This window comes from Bradyrhizobium sp. C9 (assembly GCF_002532045.1).
Classification (GTDB): domain Bacteria; phylum Pseudomonadota; class Alphaproteobacteria; order Rhizobiales; family Xanthobacteraceae; genus Bradyrhizobium.
This window is the reverse complement of sequence record NZ_NWTG01000004.1, coordinates 400,529-419,972: the sequence shown is the minus strand read 5'-3', so window position 1 is coordinate 419,972 and position 19,444 is coordinate 400,529. Positions and strand designations below refer to the sequence as shown.

The 19,444-nt window shown below is 63.4% G+C and carries 23 protein-coding genes and 2 tRNA genes; 16 read left to right on the top strand and 9 right to left on the bottom strand.

Annotated features, from left to right (window positions below):
- Positions 1–27: 27 nt before the first annotated feature.
- From CO675_RS12655 to CO675_RS12640, 4 genes are all read left to right on the top strand, one after another.
- Positions 28–372 carry a hypothetical protein gene (locus CO675_RS12655; RefSeq protein ID WP_143278993.1) on the top strand — a complete coding sequence of 115 codons (345 nt, stop codon included), beginning with the start codon at positions 28–30 and terminating at the stop codon, positions 370–372.
- Between the two features lie 398 nt (positions 373–770).
- Positions 771–845: transfer RNA gene (locus tag CO675_RS12650), tRNA-Glu, on the top strand.
- A 167-nt stretch (positions 846–1,012) separates the two neighbouring features.
- Complete coding sequence (locus CO675_RS12645; RefSeq protein WP_097672291.1) at positions 1,013–1,270, top strand: PilZ domain-containing protein; 258 nt, start codon at positions 1,013–1,015, stop codon at positions 1,268–1,270.
- A 31-nt stretch (positions 1,271–1,301) separates the two neighbouring features.
- Positions 1,302–1,547: a hypothetical protein gene (locus tag CO675_RS12640; RefSeq protein WP_097672222.1), complete on the top strand. Its 246-nt coding sequence runs from the start codon at positions 1,302–1,304 to the stop codon at positions 1,545–1,547.
- A 12-nt stretch (positions 1,548–1,559) separates the two neighbouring features.
- Here CO675_RS12640 and CO675_RS12635 read toward each other — a convergent pair whose 3' ends face one another.
- The 3 genes from CO675_RS12635 to CO675_RS40535 form a co-directional block, all read right to left on the bottom strand.
- The gene (locus CO675_RS12635; RefSeq protein WP_097672221.1) at positions 1,560–2,201 is read right to left on the bottom strand and encodes a glutathione S-transferase family protein; all 642 of its coding nucleotides are present in this window, start codon (positions 2,199–2,201) and stop codon (positions 1,560–1,562) included.
- A gap of 344 nt (positions 2,202–2,545) precedes the next feature.
- Positions 2,546–2,998, bottom strand: a complete 453-nt coding sequence (locus tag CO675_RS12630) for a VOC family protein (protein ID WP_097672220.1) — start codon at positions 2,996–2,998, stop codon at positions 2,546–2,548.
- A gap of 767 nt (positions 2,999–3,765) precedes the next feature.
- Entirely contained in the window at positions 3,766–3,939 is a 174-nt protein-coding gene (locus CO675_RS40535; RefSeq protein WP_158231234.1) for a hypothetical protein, read from the bottom strand.
- A 167-nt stretch (positions 3,940–4,106) separates the two neighbouring features.
- On the opposite strand from CO675_RS40535, the gene CO675_RS12625 reads away from it, so the two are divergent.
- From CO675_RS12625 to CO675_RS12615, 3 genes are all read left to right on the top strand, one after another.
- Entirely contained in the window at positions 4,107–4,454 is a 348-nt protein-coding gene (locus tag CO675_RS12625; RefSeq protein WP_097672219.1) for a GrlR family regulatory protein, read from the top strand.
- A 237-nt stretch (positions 4,455–4,691) separates the two neighbouring features.
- On the top strand, positions 4,692–4,874 hold the full coding sequence (locus CO675_RS12620) for a hypothetical protein (protein ID WP_158231233.1): 183 nt from the start codon (positions 4,692–4,694) through the stop codon (positions 4,872–4,874).
- Positions 4,875–5,194: 320 nt separating this feature from the next.
- Positions 5,195–5,473 carry a hypothetical protein gene (locus CO675_RS12615; protein WP_097672217.1) on the top strand — a complete coding sequence of 93 codons (279 nt, stop codon included), beginning with the start codon at positions 5,195–5,197 and terminating at the stop codon, positions 5,471–5,473.
- A gap of 115 nt (positions 5,474–5,588) precedes the next feature.
- Here the strand turns inward: CO675_RS12615 and CO675_RS40940 are convergent, their stop codons facing one another.
- Complete coding sequence (locus CO675_RS40940; protein WP_171947559.1) at positions 5,589–5,750, bottom strand: hypothetical protein; 162 nt, start codon at positions 5,748–5,750, stop codon at positions 5,589–5,591.
- 266 nt (positions 5,751–6,016) lie between these two features.
- Here CO675_RS40940 and CO675_RS12610 point away from each other — a divergent pair, with 266 nt between their 5' ends.
- From CO675_RS12610 to CO675_RS12590, 5 genes are all read left to right on the top strand, one after another.
- Positions 6,017–6,778: an SIR2 family NAD-dependent protein deacylase gene (locus CO675_RS12610; protein ID WP_097672216.1), complete on the top strand. Its 762-nt coding sequence runs from the start codon at positions 6,017–6,019 to the stop codon at positions 6,776–6,778.
- A 199-nt stretch (positions 6,779–6,977) separates the two neighbouring features.
- Entirely contained in the window at positions 6,978–7,640 is a 663-nt protein-coding gene (locus CO675_RS12605; RefSeq protein WP_097672215.1) for a cold-shock protein, read from the top strand.
- Positions 7,641–7,763: 123 nt separating this feature from the next.
- Positions 7,764–8,243: a DUF192 domain-containing protein gene (locus CO675_RS12600; RefSeq protein ID WP_097672214.1), complete on the top strand. Its 480-nt coding sequence runs from the start codon at positions 7,764–7,766 to the stop codon at positions 8,241–8,243.
- A 120-nt stretch (positions 8,244–8,363) separates the two neighbouring features.
- Positions 8,364–8,440 (top strand) — tRNA-Pro (locus CO675_RS12595).
- A 319-nt stretch (positions 8,441–8,759) separates the two neighbouring features.
- Positions 8,760–9,536: a cyclase family protein gene (locus CO675_RS12590; RefSeq protein ID WP_097672213.1), complete on the top strand. Its 777-nt coding sequence runs from the start codon at positions 8,760–8,762 to the stop codon at positions 9,534–9,536.
- A 360-nt stretch (positions 9,537–9,896) separates the two neighbouring features.
- On the opposite strand, the gene CO675_RS12585 is transcribed toward CO675_RS12590, so the two are convergent.
- Positions 9,897–10,163: a hypothetical protein gene (locus CO675_RS12585; protein ID WP_097672212.1), complete on the bottom strand. Its 267-nt coding sequence runs from the start codon at positions 10,161–10,163 to the stop codon at positions 9,897–9,899.
- 366 nt (positions 10,164–10,529) lie between these two features.
- On the opposite strand from CO675_RS12585, the gene CO675_RS12580 reads away from it, so the two are divergent.
- Complete coding sequence (locus CO675_RS12580; RefSeq protein ID WP_097672211.1) at positions 10,530–12,350, top strand: carbamoyltransferase family protein; 1,821 nt, start codon at positions 10,530–10,532, stop codon at positions 12,348–12,350.
- A gap of 83 nt (positions 12,351–12,433) precedes the next feature.
- Here the strand turns inward: CO675_RS12580 and CO675_RS12575 are convergent, their stop codons facing one another.
- The gene (locus CO675_RS12575) at positions 12,434–13,597 is read right to left on the bottom strand and encodes an OpgC domain-containing protein (protein ID WP_097672210.1); all 1,164 of its coding nucleotides are present in this window, start codon (positions 13,595–13,597) and stop codon (positions 12,434–12,436) included.
- 241 nt (positions 13,598–13,838) lie between these two features.
- Here CO675_RS12575 and CO675_RS12570 point away from each other — a divergent pair, with 241 nt between their 5' ends.
- A complete protein-coding gene (locus CO675_RS12570) occupies positions 13,839–14,144 on the top strand; it encodes an ETC complex I subunit (RefSeq protein ID WP_097672209.1) in 306 nt (101 codons plus the stop codon).
- A 30-nt stretch (positions 14,145–14,174) separates the two neighbouring features.
- Here the strand turns inward: CO675_RS12570 and CO675_RS12565 are convergent, their stop codons facing one another.
- The 3 genes from CO675_RS12565 to CO675_RS12555 form a co-directional block, all read right to left on the bottom strand.
- A complete protein-coding gene (locus CO675_RS12565) occupies positions 14,175–14,987 on the bottom strand; it encodes a phytanoyl-CoA dioxygenase family protein (RefSeq protein WP_097672208.1) in 813 nt (270 codons plus the stop codon).
- 236 nt (positions 14,988–15,223) lie between these two features.
- On the bottom strand, positions 15,224–15,721 hold the full coding sequence (locus CO675_RS12560; protein ID WP_198964588.1) for an Lrp/AsnC family transcriptional regulator: 498 nt from the start codon (positions 15,719–15,721) through the stop codon (positions 15,224–15,226).
- Between the two features lie 2 nt (positions 15,722–15,723).
- On the bottom strand, positions 15,724–16,377 hold the full coding sequence (locus tag CO675_RS12555; RefSeq protein WP_097672206.1) for a TetR/AcrR family transcriptional regulator: 654 nt from the start codon (positions 16,375–16,377) through the stop codon (positions 15,724–15,726).
- A gap of 192 nt (positions 16,378–16,569) precedes the next feature.
- Here CO675_RS12555 and CO675_RS12550 point away from each other — a divergent pair, with 192 nt between their 5' ends.
- Entirely contained in the window at positions 16,570–17,742 is a 1,173-nt protein-coding gene (locus CO675_RS12550; protein ID WP_097672205.1) for an isovaleryl-CoA dehydrogenase, read from the top strand.
- 87 nt (positions 17,743–17,829) lie between these two features.
- Positions 17,830–19,434, top strand: a complete 1,605-nt coding sequence (locus tag CO675_RS12545) for a carboxyl transferase domain-containing protein (RefSeq protein WP_097672204.1) — start codon at positions 17,830–17,832, stop codon at positions 19,432–19,434.
- Positions 19,435–19,444: the final 10 nt, after the last annotated feature.

The following is a 19,444-nucleotide window of genomic DNA, read 5'->3' as shown; positions in this document are numbered from 1 at the left end:
CGGTACGAATAGCGTGTGAGTGTGATGATGTCTGCATTCGGGAACTGGGCTCGCAAGGCCGCTGTGCTGTTTCTTCCGATCGCGCTCGGCGCCTGCGCGCAATACTCGCAGCAATACAGCATGACGACCCCGCCGCCGGGAACAGGTCCGTTGGCCTGGGACGGCGCCGGGCAGGATCCCAATCAGCCGCAGGCGCGACGCCATGCGCGGAATGTGTCGCCGGCGATGCCGGAGACGCAACTGTCGGACGCGGATGCGGACGACCGGCTGGCGCGCAAGCTCGTGATCTGCAGCACCTGCATCAAGCAGACGCCGGTGGCCGCGGCCGCGGCGCAGCCGACCAATCGTCAGGACGTCGCCAGCAATCACTAGCGGCCGGCGCGAGCCGGGGCTGCCGTGGGCCTGCAGGCCTTAGTTAGGCCACGATGTCGTTCGAAGCGCAGGCCCATGTCATTCCGAAGAATGTCGTTCCGCAGACTCATTGTTCCCGCCGTCGTCGCCGCGCTTGCGGCCGCTATCCTGATTCATGGCGGCGGCTCGCGGGCCCATGCACATGTGCCGCTGCATTGCGGTTTCTGGACCTCGATCGAGGCCGGATTGTCGTGCAGGTAATCTCCCGGAGGCGGCCTGGGCCGGCAGTCCGGGAAAAGCGTTCTGGACGCTTGCCCGTCCGGCCAATCGCCACTATACGTTCGCCCGTCGCGGCCGTTTGCAGGTCACGGCCGGCACGGCACATCTCACATCTAACGTATTGATTTGCCAGGAGTTTTGCTCCCTTCGTCTATCGGTTAGGACGCCACCCTTTCACGGTGGAGAGAGCGGTTCGATTCCGCTAGGGAGCGCCATCGGCGCCAAACCGGAAATCCAGCAAACTCAACGGATTGTCGCGCCGGCGACCGACTTGCCATGCGGTTCGGCGCACTGTGAACAACGGCACAATCGTTGCAATCCGCCGATCTTTCGCAACCCTTTGGTAAGCCCGCGGCGATACGGCTGAGCCGGGGATGATGTGATGGCTCTAGGATCCAAGAAGCGCGAAACGCGCAAATCGCTGCGTCAATCCGGCTGGATCACGCTCGACGGCGGATTCGCCGCGCGGCCGTGTGTGGTCGAAGACATTTCCTCGTCGGGCGCAAAAATCACCGTGCAGGACAACAACACGCTGCCGGCCAAGCTGCGGCTGGCGTTTTCGCGCGACGCCCGTACCGGGCGCGCCTGCGAAGTGGTCTGGCGCGAGGGCAAGACGTTCGGCGTCAGATTCGTGCGCTAGCCTGATCTCTCCGCGCGCGATAAAAGGCCGGATGCGCAAGACCTGCTTCGCCCTCATCGCCGTCCTGCTTCCCGCCGCCGCGTTCGCGCAGGCCGGCGACCGCCGCAATTTCCAGACGCCGCCCGATGCCGGGAGAAACCTGCCGTCGAAGTCCATGACGCGGAGCAATCCCTGCGCGTCGTTCGGACCGGGCTTCGTCAAGGTCGAGGGCTCCGACACCTGTGTGAAGCTTGGTGGCGCCGTCAGCGTCGGAGCAGGCGTATCCAGCGGACGCTGAGCGGCTAGCCGCTCACGACATCGGCGGCGCGACGATGCGCACGAAGGCCGGCCGCTGCGCGATCTCGGCGAACCAGCGTTCGAGATGCGGCAGCTTCGGCTTGGTCACGCCCTCGACACCGAACCAGCGCCGCGCAAAGGCGCCGAGCGCGATGTCGGCGATCGTGAACTGATCGCCCTCGACGTAGCGGCGGCTTGCAAGTTGTGCCTCGACGACGCGCCATACCGCGCCCGCGGCATCGGCGTCCTTCTGGCTCTGAACCATGTCGCGCTTGTCGGGCGCCGTGCGCACCAGCCCCCAGAACAGCGGGCGCTCGACCGGTTGCAGCGTCGACAGCGTCCAGTCGAGCCAGCGGTCGACGGCCGCGCGCGCCTTCGGCGCCTGCGGATAGACCGGCGAGCTCTGGCCGTAGGCCATGCAGAGATAGCGCATCACCGAATTGGATTCCCACAGCACGTAGTCGCCGTCGACCAGCGTCGGGACGCGGCCGTTCGGATTCATCGCGAGATAATCAGGCTGATCGTTCTTGCCGAACTGCATGCCGGCATCGATGCGCTGATACGGGACGTCGAGCTCGGCGAGACACCACAGCACTTTCTGCACATTGACCGAATTCGGCCGGCCCCAGATCGTCAGTTGCGGCTTGCTGTCCATCACGCGTTTCTTTCCGCTGTTGCTTTGCGCGCGTTCTTAGCCGAATCGTCGCCGAAATGCGCGGGCTGAATTGTACCGAGCGCAAAAAAGAGGCTCCGCCGCGGTGCGGCAGAGCCTCGTCGATATCAGTCAAATCGCGGTCAGTGACCGAACAGCAACCACAGCACGATGATCACCGGGATCGGCACACCCAACAGCCAAAGCAAAAGTCCTTTTCCCATCTCCTCGCCTCCTCGCATTCGTGTGAGGAGGCAACGTCAACCAAAGCGCCATGTTCCTCGCGATCGCTCCGCGCTTCACCGATGGAGAAACGCGGATCAGGAACAGGCGCGCGGGCGTGGCGTTTACCAGTGCCCGGTGTTCGGCATCGAGGCCCATGGTTCGGCCGGCGCCTTCGGATCGCCCTTCTGCAGGATCTCGATCGAGTGCAGGTCGGGCGAACGCACGAACGCCATGTTGCCGTCGCGCGGCGGACGATTGATGGTGACGCCCATCTTCATCAGCTTCTCGCAGGTCGCGTAGATGTCGTCGACCTCGTAGGCGAGATGGCCGAAATGGCGGTCCTCGCCGTATTTCTCCTCGTCCCAATTGTAGGTCAATTCGACCAGCGGCGCGCCGCGGCTCTGCGGCAGCGACTTGAGCAGATGGAGATCTTCCTCCGCGCAGAGAAACACCAGCGTGAAGCGGCCCTTGTCATTGTCGATGCGACGCACTTCCTTCAGCCCCAGCGCGTCCTGATAGAATTTCATCGCGACATCGAGATTGCGGACGCGCAGCATGGTGTGCAGATAGCGCATTTTCTTGTCCTCCTGGGAATTACGAGATTTTGTTTTGGCTCGGGCGAGACGCGCCAAGAAATAGCAGCAAAACGCCGCGCGGGGCAGGGGCTTGCACGACTTTTGCCGACCGTTCGCAGCGGTTGCGTTGTCAAGCTTTCGCGAGCCTTCGCATTGAGCGACCGGCGACACGCTCATGCTGCACGCGATACGAGAAAGCCCCGCCCAGGAAAATTCTGGGACGGGGCTTTCGTGGTCGAGCCTTGGAGGCACGGCCCTCTATCTCATCGAATGCCCATCACGGCCAATCAAGGACGCGCGAGGTTGGACGTCCTCTAAAAAGCAAAACCCCGCGCGTGGGCGCGCGAGGTCTGATGCCGATCGGCATTGGGTGATCGTGCCGGCAAGCGGACATCGAGCGGTGCCTTGCGACGGCAGGTTCCAGCATCCCCAAAATAGAAAGCCCCGCAGGCTGGATGCGGGGCTTTCCCAGTTGACGGACTGGGGATCTCTCAGGGCGTGAGCCGTCAACTGTTGGGGACCAAACTTAAAGTTGAATTTGTAAAATGCAACAGCGCCGCGTAGACGGAATATGCTCGTCCCACAGCGCTGCGCCGAATGCTGGGCCCTGAAATCCCCAGCGCATTTTTGTCTTGGCACCGCGCAAAAGGTTCAAAGGAAAGATCTGGCGAGGCTGCGACGGCGCCCAAGGGCGGCCGGGCCGTCGGATCGCGCGGGAGCTGCGCCGGCAAATGTGCAATGCAAGCGCCTCAAGGCTGGTTGCGATCTTACACCTTGATGTCGAGAAGGGTCTCGACGGCATCGCGGTCGGCCTTGTTCTTGGCGGCGAAGACGTCGAGCACGTCCTCGCTGATGACGCGCGGCTGCTCCTTCGCCGTTTGATCGACGACGAGCTGCACTCTGGCCTGCGTCACTTCGACAGGTACGGGGTAAATGAGCATGGCTCTCTCCCTCCGGCTGTCGAACCTTGTCAGGGCTTTCTTAACGATTTGTAAGCGCCTCAACTCGCGCTTGAGGCCCGAATCAACGGCTGTGCGGTATCGGGCCGCTCGCCTGCCGCCCTGCTTGGCGGGATACTGCGGGCCTTTGCGACCGGACGGCGCGATCGATGAGGAACGGGCTCTATTCGATCCACATCCATATGACGGACGGCGTGCGGGGGCGCGACAGTGGTGTCCTGATCCTGCGCGATGGTCTGCTGCTCGGAGGCGGACCGTACTTCTGGTCGATCGGGGCCTACACGGCGGGCGAGGGCACCTGGAAGGGGCATCTCAAGACCAACCAGCATTCTCCGTTTTCCGACCTGTTCGCCCGGCCGCTGTTCGCCGGCCAGGAGGTGACGAGCGGCTTTTCCGGCACCTTCAGCGGTGACCAGGCCGAAGTGTTCGGGACCGTGCTGGTTGGAACCCGCAGCCTGAGCTTCCAGGCAACGCTGAAAAGGCTGGCCGACGCCTGATTGCGGCAAGGCTGTGGACGAGTGCGCAGCAAGAGCGTGAGTTTGTTGAGCAAATGGACTTATTGAGGCTGTGGATTTGCTGCGGATAGGCGCGGGATATCGTTGTGGATGGATGTCGCGACAATCCCACGGCCGCCTTACCACGCCACCGCTAACCCTACCGGGTTAGGTTAAGAGCAAGGTCGCGTTGTCACCACCTGCGATTGCGGTAGGGATGGTTGCAGGTGACAGCCCATGATGCCATCGTTCCATAGTGCGGACAGACCGACCCACCGGCGCGTGATGGTGGTCGGCTTGCTGCTCTGTTCCGCCTTTGTCGCGCTCAGCTTCTGGCTTCGGCCGCAGCAGGAGAGTGGCAAGGTGCTGGTGAAGGCGGACCGGCTGGTCCGCACGGCGGGAGAGGCGCGGAAGTCTAACTAGAGCAGAAATCGAACTAAAATGGAAAAGCCGAGCCGCGTCCTGGCGCTCAGTCCGGCAGCTTTCCATTCGGATGCTTGTGATACATCGCGATGCCGATAAAGCCGGCAAAGCCCATCACATTCAGCAGCAGTTCCATCCACGCCGGCATCGATGCCAACCTCGCTCACGGAATAGCTAATCATTGAGGTTGTGTTTTTGTTCCAGCGCTAACCGATGGTAGCTTTGCGCTATCGCATGGCTGCGGAACCCGGGCAGGCGTTTTGCTGCAACCATCCCATTGCGCCCGCGTTGGTCGACATAACCACGCGAGGAGGTTCCCCATGAAAAGGACATTGGCAGTTCTGGCGACGGTTGCGACGGTTGGTGCGACGATGGTCACGGCGCCGGCCCAGGCGCGCGGTATCGGCCCTGGCCTGGCGTTCGGTCTGGCCGCCGGCGCACTCGCTGCGGGCGCGGCCGGCGCGTATTACGGCCCACGCTATTACGGGTACGGGCCCGGTTACGGTTATTATGGCCCGCGCTACGGCTACTATGATGACGGATACGTCTACTATCGCGGTCCGTATTATCGGCACCACTACTACCGCCACTATTGGTAACGGCGACGAGCCCGGAGCACATCGCTCCGGGCTTTTTCAACTGCGCGTCAGGGTGTGATCGTGCGGGTGCGCGTTGGCGTCGATCGTCCGGCGAGCGCACGCGGTCGGGGTGGCATCAGGCGCTCTTGCGTTGCAATCCGCTCCAGACATTGCCGAGCGTGTTATCGTAATATTCCTGGCGATCGCGCTCGAACTTCTGCTGCGTCGCGCGGAAGCTGGCAACGCGTGCGACGATCTCTTCGCGCTCGCGCGCGGCACTGTCTTTCTGATCGGCCATTGCCCATCCTCTTCGTCATGGTCCTATCCCCGCCGCGCATTGGCATCGGTGAATTGGGCGTCAATGCGGAGCAGACTTTGCAGGATTGTGATCAAGCCAAGGCAGCCGAAGGAAGGCAGCGAAAGTGCGACAAGGCGATGCGCCGGCGGAGCAGGTCGCCAACGCGATCGCTACGACCTGACCGCAGCCGATCGCTCGCGTGACGGTCGTACTCGCAATCGCTCCGACCATGCTATAGTCGCGGTCGGCCAACCGGATCATTCCCAGTGATTGCAAAAGATCTGCGCAGCGGCGTCGAGCAACTCGGCAACATGATTGCCGAGGCATCGTCGATCGTGCCCTTCACCGGGGCGGGTATCTCCACCGAGTGCGGTATTCCCGACTTCCGTTCGCCCGGCGGGCTGTGGACGCGCAACCGGCCGATCCCGTTCGACGAGTTCGTCGCCAGTCAGGATGCGCGTGACGAGTCGTGGCGCCGGCGCTTCGCGATGGAACCGACATTTGCGGTCGCCAAGCCGGGGCGCGGGCATCGTGCGCTCGCATCGCTTTACCGCGCCGGCAAGGTTCCCGGCATCATCACCCAAAACATCGACAATCTGCATCAGGCGTCGGGCTTCAAGGCCGACGACGTCATCGAGCTGCACGGCAACACCACATACGCCCGCTGCATCGGTTGCGGCAAGGACTACGATCTCGCATGGGTGAAGCTTAACTTCGACAAGACCGGTGGTGCGCCCGACTGCAGCGACTGCGGCGATCCGGTGAAGACCGCGACGATCTCGTTCGGGCAGTCGATGCCCGAGGATGCGATGCGTCGCGCGGCGGAACTCGCCAGGCAGTGCGACCTGTTCCTGGCGATCGGCTCATCGCTGGTGGTGTGGCCCGCCGCAGGCTTTCCGATGATGGCGAAGGAGAGCGGCGCGCGGCTCGTGATCATCAACAACGAGCCGACCGATCAGGACGACATCGCCGACCTGGTGATCCGGCATGACATCGGCGACACGCTTGGTCCTTTCGTAGGCAATTGACGCCCGATTGATTCGCGGCCGTGCAAGCCTGTTCATAGTTCCCGCAAGAATCGTTTTTTAGCTATGCCCGGCAAGCGGGAGTGTTATCTTTTGGTTGAGAGATTCGCGCGGCGTCCAAATGAGTTGGTCATGGAGAGCAGCGTGTCCAGGGTGCGCCGCAACGTCGGCGCTCTGCATTTGATGTGTGGGGTCCGGGGTCATGGGGTCGGACGGATTTGAGTCCAAGAAGCTCGGTGGACCGCCGATAGGCGGAGTTGGGCAAAGCAGGATTGCACAAGGCGAGTACGGCAGCGCGCCGCGCGATCCGGCGCTGGATGCCTTCTCCGGCCTCGGCGACGCCGCGGCCAACCTCGTCGAAGTCTCCGGCGTCATCAAATGGTTCGACGCCTCGAAAGGCTACGGCTTCATCGTCCCCGACAATGGCTGGCCCGATATCCTGCTGCACGTGACGGTGCTGCGGCGCGACGGCTACCAGACCGCCTATGAGGGCGCGCGGCTCGTCGTCGAGTGCGTGCAGCGCGCGAAGGGCTACCAGGCCTTCCGCATCGTCTCGATGGACGAGTCGACCGCGATCCATCCGGCGCAGATGCTGCCGCCGCGAACCCATGTCACGGTGACCGCGACCAGCGGGCTCGAGCGTGCACAGGTCAAGTGGTTCAACCGGCTGCGCGGCTTCGGCTTCGTGACTTGCGGCGAGGGCACGCCGGACATCTTCGTGCACATGGAGACGCTGCGCCGCTTCGGCATGACCGAGCTGCGTCCCGGCCAGTATGTGCTGGTGCGGTTCGGGCCCGGCTCCAAGGGCATGATGGCCGCCGAGATCCACCCGGAGACCGGCCCCTCGGCGCTGTCGTCGCACTGAGCCCTGAGCTGGACTCCCCTGACGGAAACGTGAGCCGCGGGCGAGCTGTCAGGGCTCTGGCATTTGGCGCAATCATCGGGTTAGGGTCCGCCGGAAAATCTTCCCCGGTGTGAGTATTTGTCGATGAATTTCGATCGCATGGTTGGGCGGCTCCGCCCGTGGCTGCTGGCCTCCCTCATCATGATGTTCGGCGCGCTGCTGTCCCCGGCGGCGCAGGCCGCCAGCGTCCAGCCGCTCGAGATCGTCACCAAATCCGGCGTGCACGTCTTCTCCGTCGAAATGGCGACCACCGAGCAGGAGAAGGAGACCGGCCTGATGTACCGGAAGGAGCTCGCGGACGGCAAAGGCATGCTGTTCGACTTCACGCCGGAGCAGGAAGTGTCGATGTGGATGAAGAACACCTACATTTCGCTCGACATGATCTTCATCCGCGCCGACGGGCGCATCCTGCGGATCGCCGAGAACACCGAGCCGATGTCGACCAAGATCATTCCGTCGCGGGGGCTCGCCAAGGGCGTCCTCGAGGTGATTGCCGGCACCGCGCAGAAATACGGCATCCAGCCCGGCGACCGGGTCGGCCACCCGCTGTTCGGCGGCCACTAGCTCGCCGTTCCCCGGCGATTTCCGGATGGAAACCGCGGCCGATTTCCCAGCCGGAAGTCTCGTGCCGCCGCCTTGCTGGCGCTGGCCGAAGCGTGTATCCACGGGGCTTCTCGGAAATATCGGGGTATAGCGCAGCCTGGTAGCGCGGCAGTTTTGGGTACTGCAGGTCGTTGGTTCGAATCCAGCTGCCCCGACCATCCCATCTTGAAGCTTGATCGTAGGAACTGACCGCGCCAGGTCGTGGCCGGCCCGCGCGAGGCTGTCGTATCGTCTGACGCAACAACGCCGCCTGGGCGGAATATGGATCGTCCAGACGGCGTCGCCGAATACTGGGCCCTGAAATCCCCAGTGCCCATGGGTCGTCCGTGCGGGAAATAGGTTCAACGCCGCGGCTCCTTGCCGCTGTCTCAGCCGGCGCAGGCCGTGGCCTGATCTCGAACGGATGTGGCTTGCCGATGGTGCGCGCGGACTGGCAGGTTGCTTCAGCCTGACAAGACCAATCCGGGAGGAGGCCCCATGGCGCGCAGACTGATCGATATCTCCGTTCCCTTGCAGAACGACGTTCCGGCCGATCCGCCGGGCAATCACCCGACCATCCAGTATATCGACCATCAGCAGGGGCTGCCGCGCATGCTGCAGTTCTTCGATGGGCTGAAGGCGGCGGACCTGCCGGACGGGCAGGGCTGGGCCGTCGAGCAGGTCTCGCTCTCCACGCACAACGGAACGCATCTCGATGCGCCCTGGCATTTCCATCCGACCATGAATCGCGGCGAACGGTCGTGGACCATCGACGAGGTGCCGCTGGAATGGTGCTTTCAGCCGGGCGTGAAGCTCGACTTCCGCCATTTGCCTGACGGCTACGTCGCGACGGCGGGCGATGTCGAAGCCGAGCTGAAGCGGATCGGCCACACGCTGTCGCCGCTCGAGATCGTCGTCGTCAACACCAGTGCCGGCGCGAAATACGGCCAGGCCGACTACGTCAATTCGGGCTGCGGCATGGGCTATGAGGCGACGATGTATCTGCTCGAGCGCGGCGTGCGGCTGACCGGCATCGACGGCTGGAGCTGGGACGCGCCGTTCGTCTTCACCGCGAAGAGATACGCCGAGACCAGGGACGCCAGCCTGATCTGGGAAGGCCACAAGGCCGGTCGGCACATCGGCTACTGCCACATCGAGAAGCTGCACAATCTCGAGCTATTGCCGTCGACCGGGTTCATGGTGTCGTGCTTCCCGGTGAAGATCGAGCGCGCGTCGGCGGGATGGACGAGGGCGGTTGCGATCCTCGACGCTTAGGCGCCTTCGGGCCGTTTCGCCGAATACGGGAACCCGTGGACATGCTGTGCATTACGGCAGGTTGTTGCGGCATGGCTACAGCCAGAGGCAGACGAATCTGTTCTCATACACGCCGTAGATGCATTGGGTGATCGGGCCGGCGGCTCGTCCTCGCGTCCCGATTTCCGAAGCGTTCTCTCCCGTGACTAGAGCCCCGGCGTCTCCCCGGGGCTCTTTCTTGTGTGCCGGAGATGAGCCAAGCCCGGGCGGGAGAACCGAGTCCCAGCAGGGCAACCAAGCCGCAAAAAAGAAAATCAGGTGCGCCGGGATCGACGCACCTGATTCATGTCTTCGATATCGCTTGTGTCGGCCGGGTGGTTGTTACCACCGGCAAACGCGAACACCACGCGGGGTCCACCAGCAACGGGGACCGACATAACCGCCGTAGTAGCCATAACCGCGGCCATAGCCCCATCCGCGGCCACGACCCCAGCCGCCGCGATAGCCCCAGCCACGTCCGCCACCGCGCCAGGCTTGCGCGGGCGAAGTGGTGGCGCCGACCAGGATGGCGGAGGTGCTTGCGACATAGACGAACAACAAAGCGACTGCTGCGAGGCAACGAGTCAGGATATTGTAGCGTTTAGTCATTCTGAAGATCTCCAGTCACTTCCAAACATCTGAACTGATGCTGGCTGTCTCGCTTAGACGCGCGAGACCGGCGTCCGGTTCGAGCATGCTAAGACAATATTTTCACTAAGGTTCTTGCGAGCTTTAACGACTCTATTGAGACCAAAAGGTAAGGTCAAGTTACAGTCCCGCCTGCAAAGGATGATGTGGTTGCTACGCTCATCTTGTCGTTCATCCGCCGTTCATTCTGTTCATCTTGCATTGCGCCGATTTGATTTGTGCATCGCAGAAGCAGAGGTTTGCGAGCCGCGGAAAATGCCGTCGAGAACTTGAAGTCGACACGATCATGTTCTCTGAGCGTTTCAGAATCCTTCCTGAAGAGTGCCCATGCCGAAACAACACACCTACGTCCTTGGTCTCAACGTCTACGACCATGACGTGAGCGCCTGCCTGCTGCGTGACGGCGCGATTGCCTATGCGATCTCCAAGGAGCGCATCACCCGCGAGAAACACGCCTCCGGCTTCTACAAGGAGGTCATCGACTACTGCTTGTCCGCCGAGGGCATCACGCTCGACGACGTCGATCTCGTGGTGAGCAACAGCTACATCCTGCCGGTGCCCGAGATGGAGGAGCGGATGCTCCACCAGGACATGCCGGGCTTCCTGCCGATCGCCGAACGCAACGAGGCGATCAAGCATCCGCTGTTTCGCTCCAAGTCCGACAAGGTGGTGTCGATCTCGCATCACCTTGCGCATGCCTACAGCGCGTTCGCGGTGTCGCCGTTCAAGGACGGCGTCGTGATGATCGTCGACGGCGTCGGCAGCTATCAGGCCGACGCGATGGAAACCTATCAGCAGGATGGGGCATCGCCGCTCGCCCGCGAGTCCGAGAGTTACTACAGGTTCGACGACACCAGGCTCGAATGCCTGAAGAAGGTCTTCATGGAGCCGGCGCGCGGTCTGTTGTCGGACGAGTTCTACAACATGCCGGGTCTAGGGGCGCTGTACAGCCGGGTCTCGACCTATGTGTTCGGTGATTGGAACAAGTGCGGCGAGCTGATGGGGCTCGCGCCCTATGGCCGCCACGAGCAGGTCGGCCATCTGCTCGAGATGAAGGACGGCAGATTGGAGGTGCCGTTCTGGGGGGCCGACAACCAGCAGCCCTTCGTGCTCGACAGCGGCAGCTGGGACAAAAGCCCGACGATGCGGCACTGGGAGGACATCGCCTGGCGAGTGCAGGACGACACCGAGAACGTGCTGCTGGCGCGGGCGCGCTGGCTGCGCGAGACCACCGGCGCGAAGAACCTCTGCATCGCCGGCGGCGTCGCGCTGAACTGCGTCGCCAACGGGCGCATCGCGCGCGAGGCCGGCTTCGAGAACGTCTGGATCCAGCCCGCCGCCGGCGACGACGGCATTGCCATCGGATGCGCCTATTACGGCTGGCTCGAGATCCTCAAAGGACGCCGCTCGTTCGTGATGGATCATGCCTATGTCGGTCGGCGCTACAGCGACACCGAGGTCGCGGCCGCGCTACAAAGCTTCCTGGTGCGCATCCAGATCGACGCCAAGCGCAGCGACAACATCTGCCGAGACACCGCCAAGCTGCTCGCCGACCAGCGCGTGATCGGCTGGTTTCAGGGGCCCTCTGAATTCGGTCCGCGCGCACTCGGCAACCGCAGCCTGATCGCCGATCCGCGCAAGGCCGAGATGAAGGACATCCTCAACAGCCGGGTCAAACACCGCCAGGCCTTCCGGCCGTTCGCGCCGATCGTGCTGGCCGAGCGGATGAAGGAGATCTTCGAGGGCGAGGAGGACTCGCCCTACATGCTGATCGCCAAGCCGGTGCGCCCCGAATGGCGCGACAAGATTCCGGCGATCGTGCATGTCGACGGTTCGGCGCGGGTGCAGAGTGTGCGGGAGGAAACCAACCCGGTGCTCTATCGCCTGCTGAAGGAGTTCGAGGCGCTGACCGGCGTGCCGGTCTTGATCAATACCTCGTTCAACGTCAAGGGCGAGCCGATCATCGAGACGCCGCAGGATGCGGTGAGCTGCTTCCTCACCACCGGGATCGACAACCTCGTGCTGCACGACACGCTGGTGTCGAAGACCGCCATGCACAAGGTCGTCACGCCTGTGATGACGACGTTCGGCGACGTCGCCACCATCGTCTCCTCGACGACGCAGGATGGTAGCCGCGGAGGCGCCTAGAGCATGGTCCGGAAAAGTGTGAAGCGGTTTTCCCCGCGACAAACGCGAAGCGTTTGCGCGTAGACCATGCTCAACAAAAAGGCTCAGGCCGCCTTCGCCGGTGCCGCGGGTTTCGGCGCCGGCGGCTTGATCGGCTTGTCCTGCCGCTTCGACCACGAGATGTAATAGGCCACGATCGTCATGATCGCGATGCCGGAAATGCTGACGAAGATCTGCGCGAACAGCGAGCCCGAGCTCATCGAGAGCTCGAAATGTCCGACAAAGGACAGGAACACGCCGACGCAGAACACCGCAAGCGACTGCTGGCCGCAGACGATCAGCGGATCGAACACTTTCCACTCCAGCGCCGACCAGTCCTTCGGGACGAAGCGGATCACCAGCACCGTGATCACCACGAAGTGCAGGAAGCGATAGGGCGCGAGGTTGGTCTTGTCGTTCGGGTTAAAAGCCGAATACAGCCAGTCCGGGAACATCGCGCCGAAGTCCGGAAAGCGGCCGGCCATCGTCATGATCAGGCCAAAGACCAGATAGGCGATACAGAACCACAGCGTGTAGCGCGAATTGATGATGTGCATGTTGGCGCGCGCGCCGCCCATCGCGCACCACGAGCCGAACACGAACAGCACCTGCCAGGCGAACGGGTTGAAGTACCAGGTCCCGGCCGGGTAGGCGGGCAGGTTCCAGCCCATGTGCCGCGACACCAGCCACAGCGCGAGCGAGGCGATCATGGTCCAGTTCGGCTGCCGCAGCATGAACCACAGCACCGGCGGAAACAGGCCCATCAGCACGATGTAGAGCGGCAGCACGTCGAGATTGACCGGCTTGAACTTCAGGAACAGGCCCTGGCGCAACGTCTCAGTGGCGTTGTCGACCAGGCCGGCGACGTTGAACTCGTTGATGATCTCGGAATCGCCGAAGCGCAGCGCCAGATAGCTGATCGAGGCGATGTAGATCACGAACAGGATGATATGGGCGACGTAGAGCTGCCAGACCCGCTTGGTCAGCCTGGTGGCGCCGACGATGAAGCCGCGCTCCAGCATCATGCGGGCATAGACGAAGGATGCGGTGTAGCCGGAGATGAAGACGAACAGGTCCGCGGCGTCGCTGAAGCCGTAATTGCGGGTCGTGATCCAGTTCACGATATTGTCGGGGATGTGATCGAGATAGATCGCCCAGTTCGCGATCCCGCGGAACAGGTCGAGCCGGAGGTCACGTCCTTTATCGGGCAGGTGAGCGTGGATTTCCATGGGCGCCGCTTCCTCGAGATGATGCTGTCGAGAAGGCCGCGCCGCGGACCCAGGGGACTCCAGACCGAAGCCTCCCGAGGCCAGATTGTCACAGCGCGGTAGAATGACTATACCGGTCCGGCGAAGGCTCCCTCCGGGATCGAGGAATCACCGATCAGTTCGTTGAACGGTGTCTCTATACTATCCCGGCGGCTTCCTTCAAATCGCTTCCATATTGCACATCCCACGAGGCCGACCATCCATGACCGCACGCATTTTTAAGCCCGCCAAAAACGCGATGCAATCGGGACGTGCCAAGACCAAAGAATGGCAGCTGGATTACGAGCCGGAGCAGCCGCGCACCGTGGAGCCCTTGATGGGCTGGACCTCGTCTACCGACATGAAGCAGCAGCTCACGCTGCAGTTCGAGACCAAGGAAGAGGCGGTCGCCTATTGCGAGCGCAAGGGCATCGCCTACCAGGTGATCGAGCCGAAGGATTCGGCGCACCGCCAGGTCGCCTATGCCGACAATTTCGCGTTCCGCCGCTGGGAGCCTTGGACCCACTAGAGCGTCCCCGCGACGAAGGGATGACGCCACTCACAGCGCCCAGCCGTGCATATCGGTCGTCACGGCGCCGCTGAGCAGGAAGCGAGGCGCGGCCCCGTTGTTTGGGGCGGCGACGTGCAGCGTCAACGGGTGCAAAAGGATGACATCGCCGGCGGCGCCGATGTTTTCGACGACTTGCAGCGGAATGCCGTCCACTTCCTCGACACGGTTCATAAATCGATCGATGCGGCCCTCCCGGTTACCCTCGGTAAGCAGATCGCGGATATAGGGATGCCTCTGCAACGATCTGCGCATGTCGGCGCTTCGCGCGCCGGCCGCCGGCGGATGGTCCTTGAACCATTTGTGGATCAGCCGATGCGAGCCCGACAGAATCTGGCTGGCGCCACCGCGGGGCACAATGTCGCCGAACAGAGCGTGGGTTTGGACGCCCTTCGGCGGCGCCAGTTGGCTGGCGTAGTTCGCATCGATGTGCCAGCCGCTCGCCGGCACACCCCATTCCTCTTCGGTCGGGAACGCCACGAAAATGGCGCCCCACCTTTTCGGCTTCTCAAAGGCCTGTGTTTCCAAAACGGCGCGAATGGCCGCGAGCAAGCGCGCGCTTCCCACGGCATTGAAGGCAGCATGGTCCTTCAGCTTTTGAAGCTTCACCGGCCGTTCGACGGTCCATGTTGCCGGCGCGTCGCGCTGGATGCCGATACCTGCAAGGCCGTCCCAGACGACGTCGCGCATGGCGGCGGCCTCGGCGTTGTCGAACGACCGAGCTACGCGCATCCAACCGTGGACGCGGAAATGCTCGACGGTCTGGTCGCCGGACGAGGTGAGGGATGCGAAGTCTGAGGCCATGAGGTCCGTCCCAATTGACGGCGCCCCGCGGCAGATCTTTCGCGTCAGCCAGGGGCTGAGGCGTCCGATCTACCGCAGGGCAGTACCCCACGGCTCACCACGAGGCGCGGTGAACGATGGCTTCAGGATGTCACACGTTGGCGTTGCTATCAACCAAGGCGTCGGCGTCGGTCGACGGACGATCCGCGCTGACGATTCGACATCCGGACGCTACCAGGCCGAAGCGGCAGAAACGGTCAACTGGCCGGGCTGGTCGAGGCCAGGACGCCCGGGATCGGTAGCGGCGCATCCTTGGAGACGCCGAGCACCGGAAAACTTCTAATTTTACGCACGTTGGGCAGGCCGGCAAATTGCAGCAGCTGCTGACGCATGTCGTCAACGCTGGGCGCGACGCATCTCAGCATGAAATCGGCATCGCCCGAGATCCGCCAGCATTGCAGGAAGCGCGGCACCGCCGCCACTGCGGCCTCGAACGCCTCGATCGCAACCAGGTTCTGGCTGTCGAGCTGGATCAGGACGAAGGTCGTCACCTCATAGCCCAGCAGCCGCTCGTCGAGCGTGGCGCGGATCGCCTGCACCACGCCGCGGCTGCGCAGGGCGCGGACCCGGCGCAGACAGGGCGGGGCGGTGATGCCGACCCGCTCCGCGAGCTCGTTGATCCTGATCCGGCCGTCCCGCTGCAATTCGGACAGGATCCGCAAATCGATTTCATCAAGCTGTGGGCGCTCTGTCACAGTCACGAGCCCGCTACCGCAGTCCGCGGGCTCTTGCTGCCGCTGCCGACCTGACCGAGCGTGGCTTGCGGCGAGACGCCCGACAGCACCAGTTTCTCGTGCGCGGCGATGATGGCGTCGCGGGTCAGCCGGCCGCCGGGGCGATACCAGGTGCAAAGACCGGTCAGCAGCGCGATGATCGCGAAGGTCGCAACCTGGATATCGACGACCTCGAACACGGCCTCCGACACTCCGTCGGTCAGAATCTGCGCCAGCCGCTGCTCATAGGCGCCGCGCAGCGCCACCACGGCGTCGTAGTTCTTGGCCTCGAGGCTGCGCAGCTCGGAATTGGCGATGAAGACCTCGCGCTTGCGGGTCATGTGATAGCTGACGTGGAAGGCGACGAACGCGCGCAGCCTCTCGACCGGATCGGCCTTGCCCTCCAGCGCAAGATCGAGCTCGCGCAGCAAATCGTTGATATGCTCCTGCACCAGATCGAACAGCAGGTCCTGCTTGGTTGAGATATGGTTGTAGAGTGAGCCGGCCTGGATGCCGACTTCAGCGGCGAGTTGGCGCAGGCTCATCGCCTCGTAGCCGCGCTCGAAGATCAGGCGCACGCCGGCCTTGCGGATCGCCTCCAGCGTCGTGGGGCCGTGTGAGCCGATCGTGCGTGCCATCAGGGCCTCGGAGGGATGTTGGCTTGTCAGGGAGTGCCGGAAACAAGCAAACGACCGTATGTATATCGCATGAAATCCCAGTAAATTCAATGAACTGCGGATTTCATATGCAAACCATAGCACGGTTGCTTGCGAAGCCAAGAAAAAAACGTATGATCGTTTAATTGCAAGATGAATCTCATGGGAGGGATCATGGCCTCGAACCGGGCGGCAATCTTCAATTTCGACCTTGGCGAGACCGCGGATGCGATCCGCGAGACGGTGCATGATTTCTCGACCAACGAGATCGCGCCGCGCGCCGCCGAGATCGATCGCTCCAACAGCTTTCCACGCGACCTCTGGCCCAAGATCGGCGCGCTCGGCCTGCACGGCATCACGGTCGAGGAGGAGTTTGGCGGATCGGGCCTCGGCTATCTCGAGCACTGCATCGCGGTCGAGGAGATCTCGCGTGCGTCGGCGTCGGTCGGGCTGGCCTACGGCGCGCATTCCAACCTCTGTGTCAACCAGATCCGCCGCAACGGCAACGACGCGCAGAAGCGCAAATATCTGCCCAAGCTGATCTCCGGCGAGCATGTCGGATCGCTGGCGATGTCGGAGCCCTCCGCCGGCTCCGACGTGGTCTCGATGAAGACCCGTGCCGAGAAGAAGGGCGACCGCTTCGTGCTCAACGGCAGCAAGATGTGGATCACCAACGGTCCCCACGCCGAGACGCTGGTGGTCTATGCCAGGACCGATGCCAATGCCGGCCCGCGCGGCATCACCGCCTTCATCATCGAAAAGGGCATGAAGGGATTCTCCACCGCGCAGAAGCTCGACAAGCTCGGCATGCGCGGCTCCGACACCTGCGAGCTGGTGTTCGAGGATTGCGAGGTGCCGGAGGAGAACGTGCTCTCCGAGGTCGGCCGCGGCGTCAACGTGCTGATGAGTGGCCTCGACTATGAGCGCGCGGTGCTGGCGGCGGGACCGATCGGCATCATGCAGGCCTGCATGGACGTCGTGCTGCCTTACGTCCACGAGCGCAAGCAGTTTGGCGAACCGATCGGCTCGTTCCAGCTGGTGCAGGGCAAGATCGCCGACATGTACACCACGATGAACGCCTCGCGCGCCTATGTTTACGCGGTGGCAAAGGCCTGCGACCGCGGCGAGACCACGCGCGAGGATGCTGCCGGCGCCATCCTCTATGCCGCCGAGAAGGCCACCCAATGCGCGCTGGATGCGATCCAGCTCTTGGGCGGCAACGGCTACATCAACGACTATCCGACCGGCCGGCTGCTGCGCGATGCCAAGCTCTACGAGATCGGCGCCGGCACCAGCGAGATCCGCCGCATGCTGATCGGCCGCGAGCTGTTCGCCAAGACGGCCTGAGCCGTGCGGCCGCCGTCGCGCCTCTGGCGCGGCGGCCCGTTCTTTCCCGAAATCCTGTCGGCTCCTCCAACGAAACGTGCAACACCGATGCCGCTTCATTCGACGATCGATCCCACATCCTCCGAATTCGCCCGCAACGCCGATGTGATGCGCAGCCTGGTCGCAGAGCTCCGCGACAAGCTCAAGCAGGTCGCCGGCGGCGGGGGCGAGACCTCGCGCAAGCGGCACACCTCGCGCGGCAAGATGCTGGCGCGCGATCGCGTCGACCTCCTTGTCGATCCGGGTACGGCGTTCCTCGAACTGTCGCCGCTCGCCGCCAACGGGCTCTACGGCGGCGACGTGCATTCGGCGAGCGTCATCACCGGCGTCGGTCGCATCTCGGGGCGCGAATGCATCATCGTCGCCAACGATGCCACCATCAAGGGCGGCACTTACTACCCGCTGACGGTGAAGAAGCATCTGCGCGCCCAGGACATCGCGCGGCAGAACAATCTGCCCTGCGTCTACATGGTGGATTCCGGCGGCGCCTTCCTGCCGCTGCAGGACGAGATCTTTCCCGACGAGCGGCATTTCGGCCGCATCTTCTACAACCAGGCTCAGATGTCGTCGCAGGGCATCCCGCAGATCGCCATCGTGATGGGCTCCTGCACCGCGGGCGGTGCCTACGTGCCGGCCATGTCCGACGAGAGCATCATCGTGCGCAACCAGGGCACGATCTTCCTCGGCGGCCCGCCGCTGGTGAAGGCCGCGACCGGCGAGGTCGTCACCGCCGAAGAGCTCGGCGGCGCCGACGTCCACTCCCGGCAGTCGGGCGTGACCGATCACTACGCGCAGAACGATGCCCATGCGATCGGGATCGCGCGGCGCATCGTCGGCACGCTGAAGCAGCCCACGAAGGCACCGCTCAACATGCGCGCCGTCCAGGAGCCGCTGTTTCCCGCCGAGGAGATCTACGGCGTGGTCTCCGCCGACGGCCGCAAGCCCTTCGACGTGCACGACATCATCGCGCGAATCGTCGACGGCTCCGAGTTCGACGAATTCAAGAAGCTCTACGGCACCACGCTGATCTGCGGCTTCGCCCACATCTGGGGCTATCCGGTCGGCATCATCGCCAACAACGGGATCCTGTTCAGCGAGAGCTCGCTGAAGGGCGCGCATTTCATCGAGCTGTGCTGCCAGCGCGGCATTCCCCTGGTGTTCCTGCAGAACATCACCGGCTTCATGGTCGGCAAGAAGTACGAGGCGGGCGGCATCGCGCGCGACGGCGCCAAGCTGGTGACGGCGGTTGCGACCGCCGGCGTGCCGAAATTCACCGTCGTGATCGGCGGCTCCTACGGCGCCGGCAATTACGGCATGTGCGGCCGCGCCTACAGCCCGCGCTTCCTCTGGCTGTGGCCGAACGCCCGCATCTCGGTGATGGGCGGCGAGCAGGCCTCGATGGTGCTCAGTCAAGTGCGGCGCGACGGCATCGAGGCCAAGGGCGAGAGCTGGTCGGCGGAGGAGGAAGACAAATTCCGCGAGCCGATCCGCGCGCAATACGAGAAGCAGGGCAATCCCTATTACGCCACCGCGCGGCTCTGGGACGACGGCGTGATCGATCCCGCCGACACCCGCCTGGTGCTCGGGCTCGGCCTGTCGGCCGCCGCCAATGCGCCGATCGAGCCGACGAAGTTCGGCCTGTTCAGGATGTGACCCAGGATCT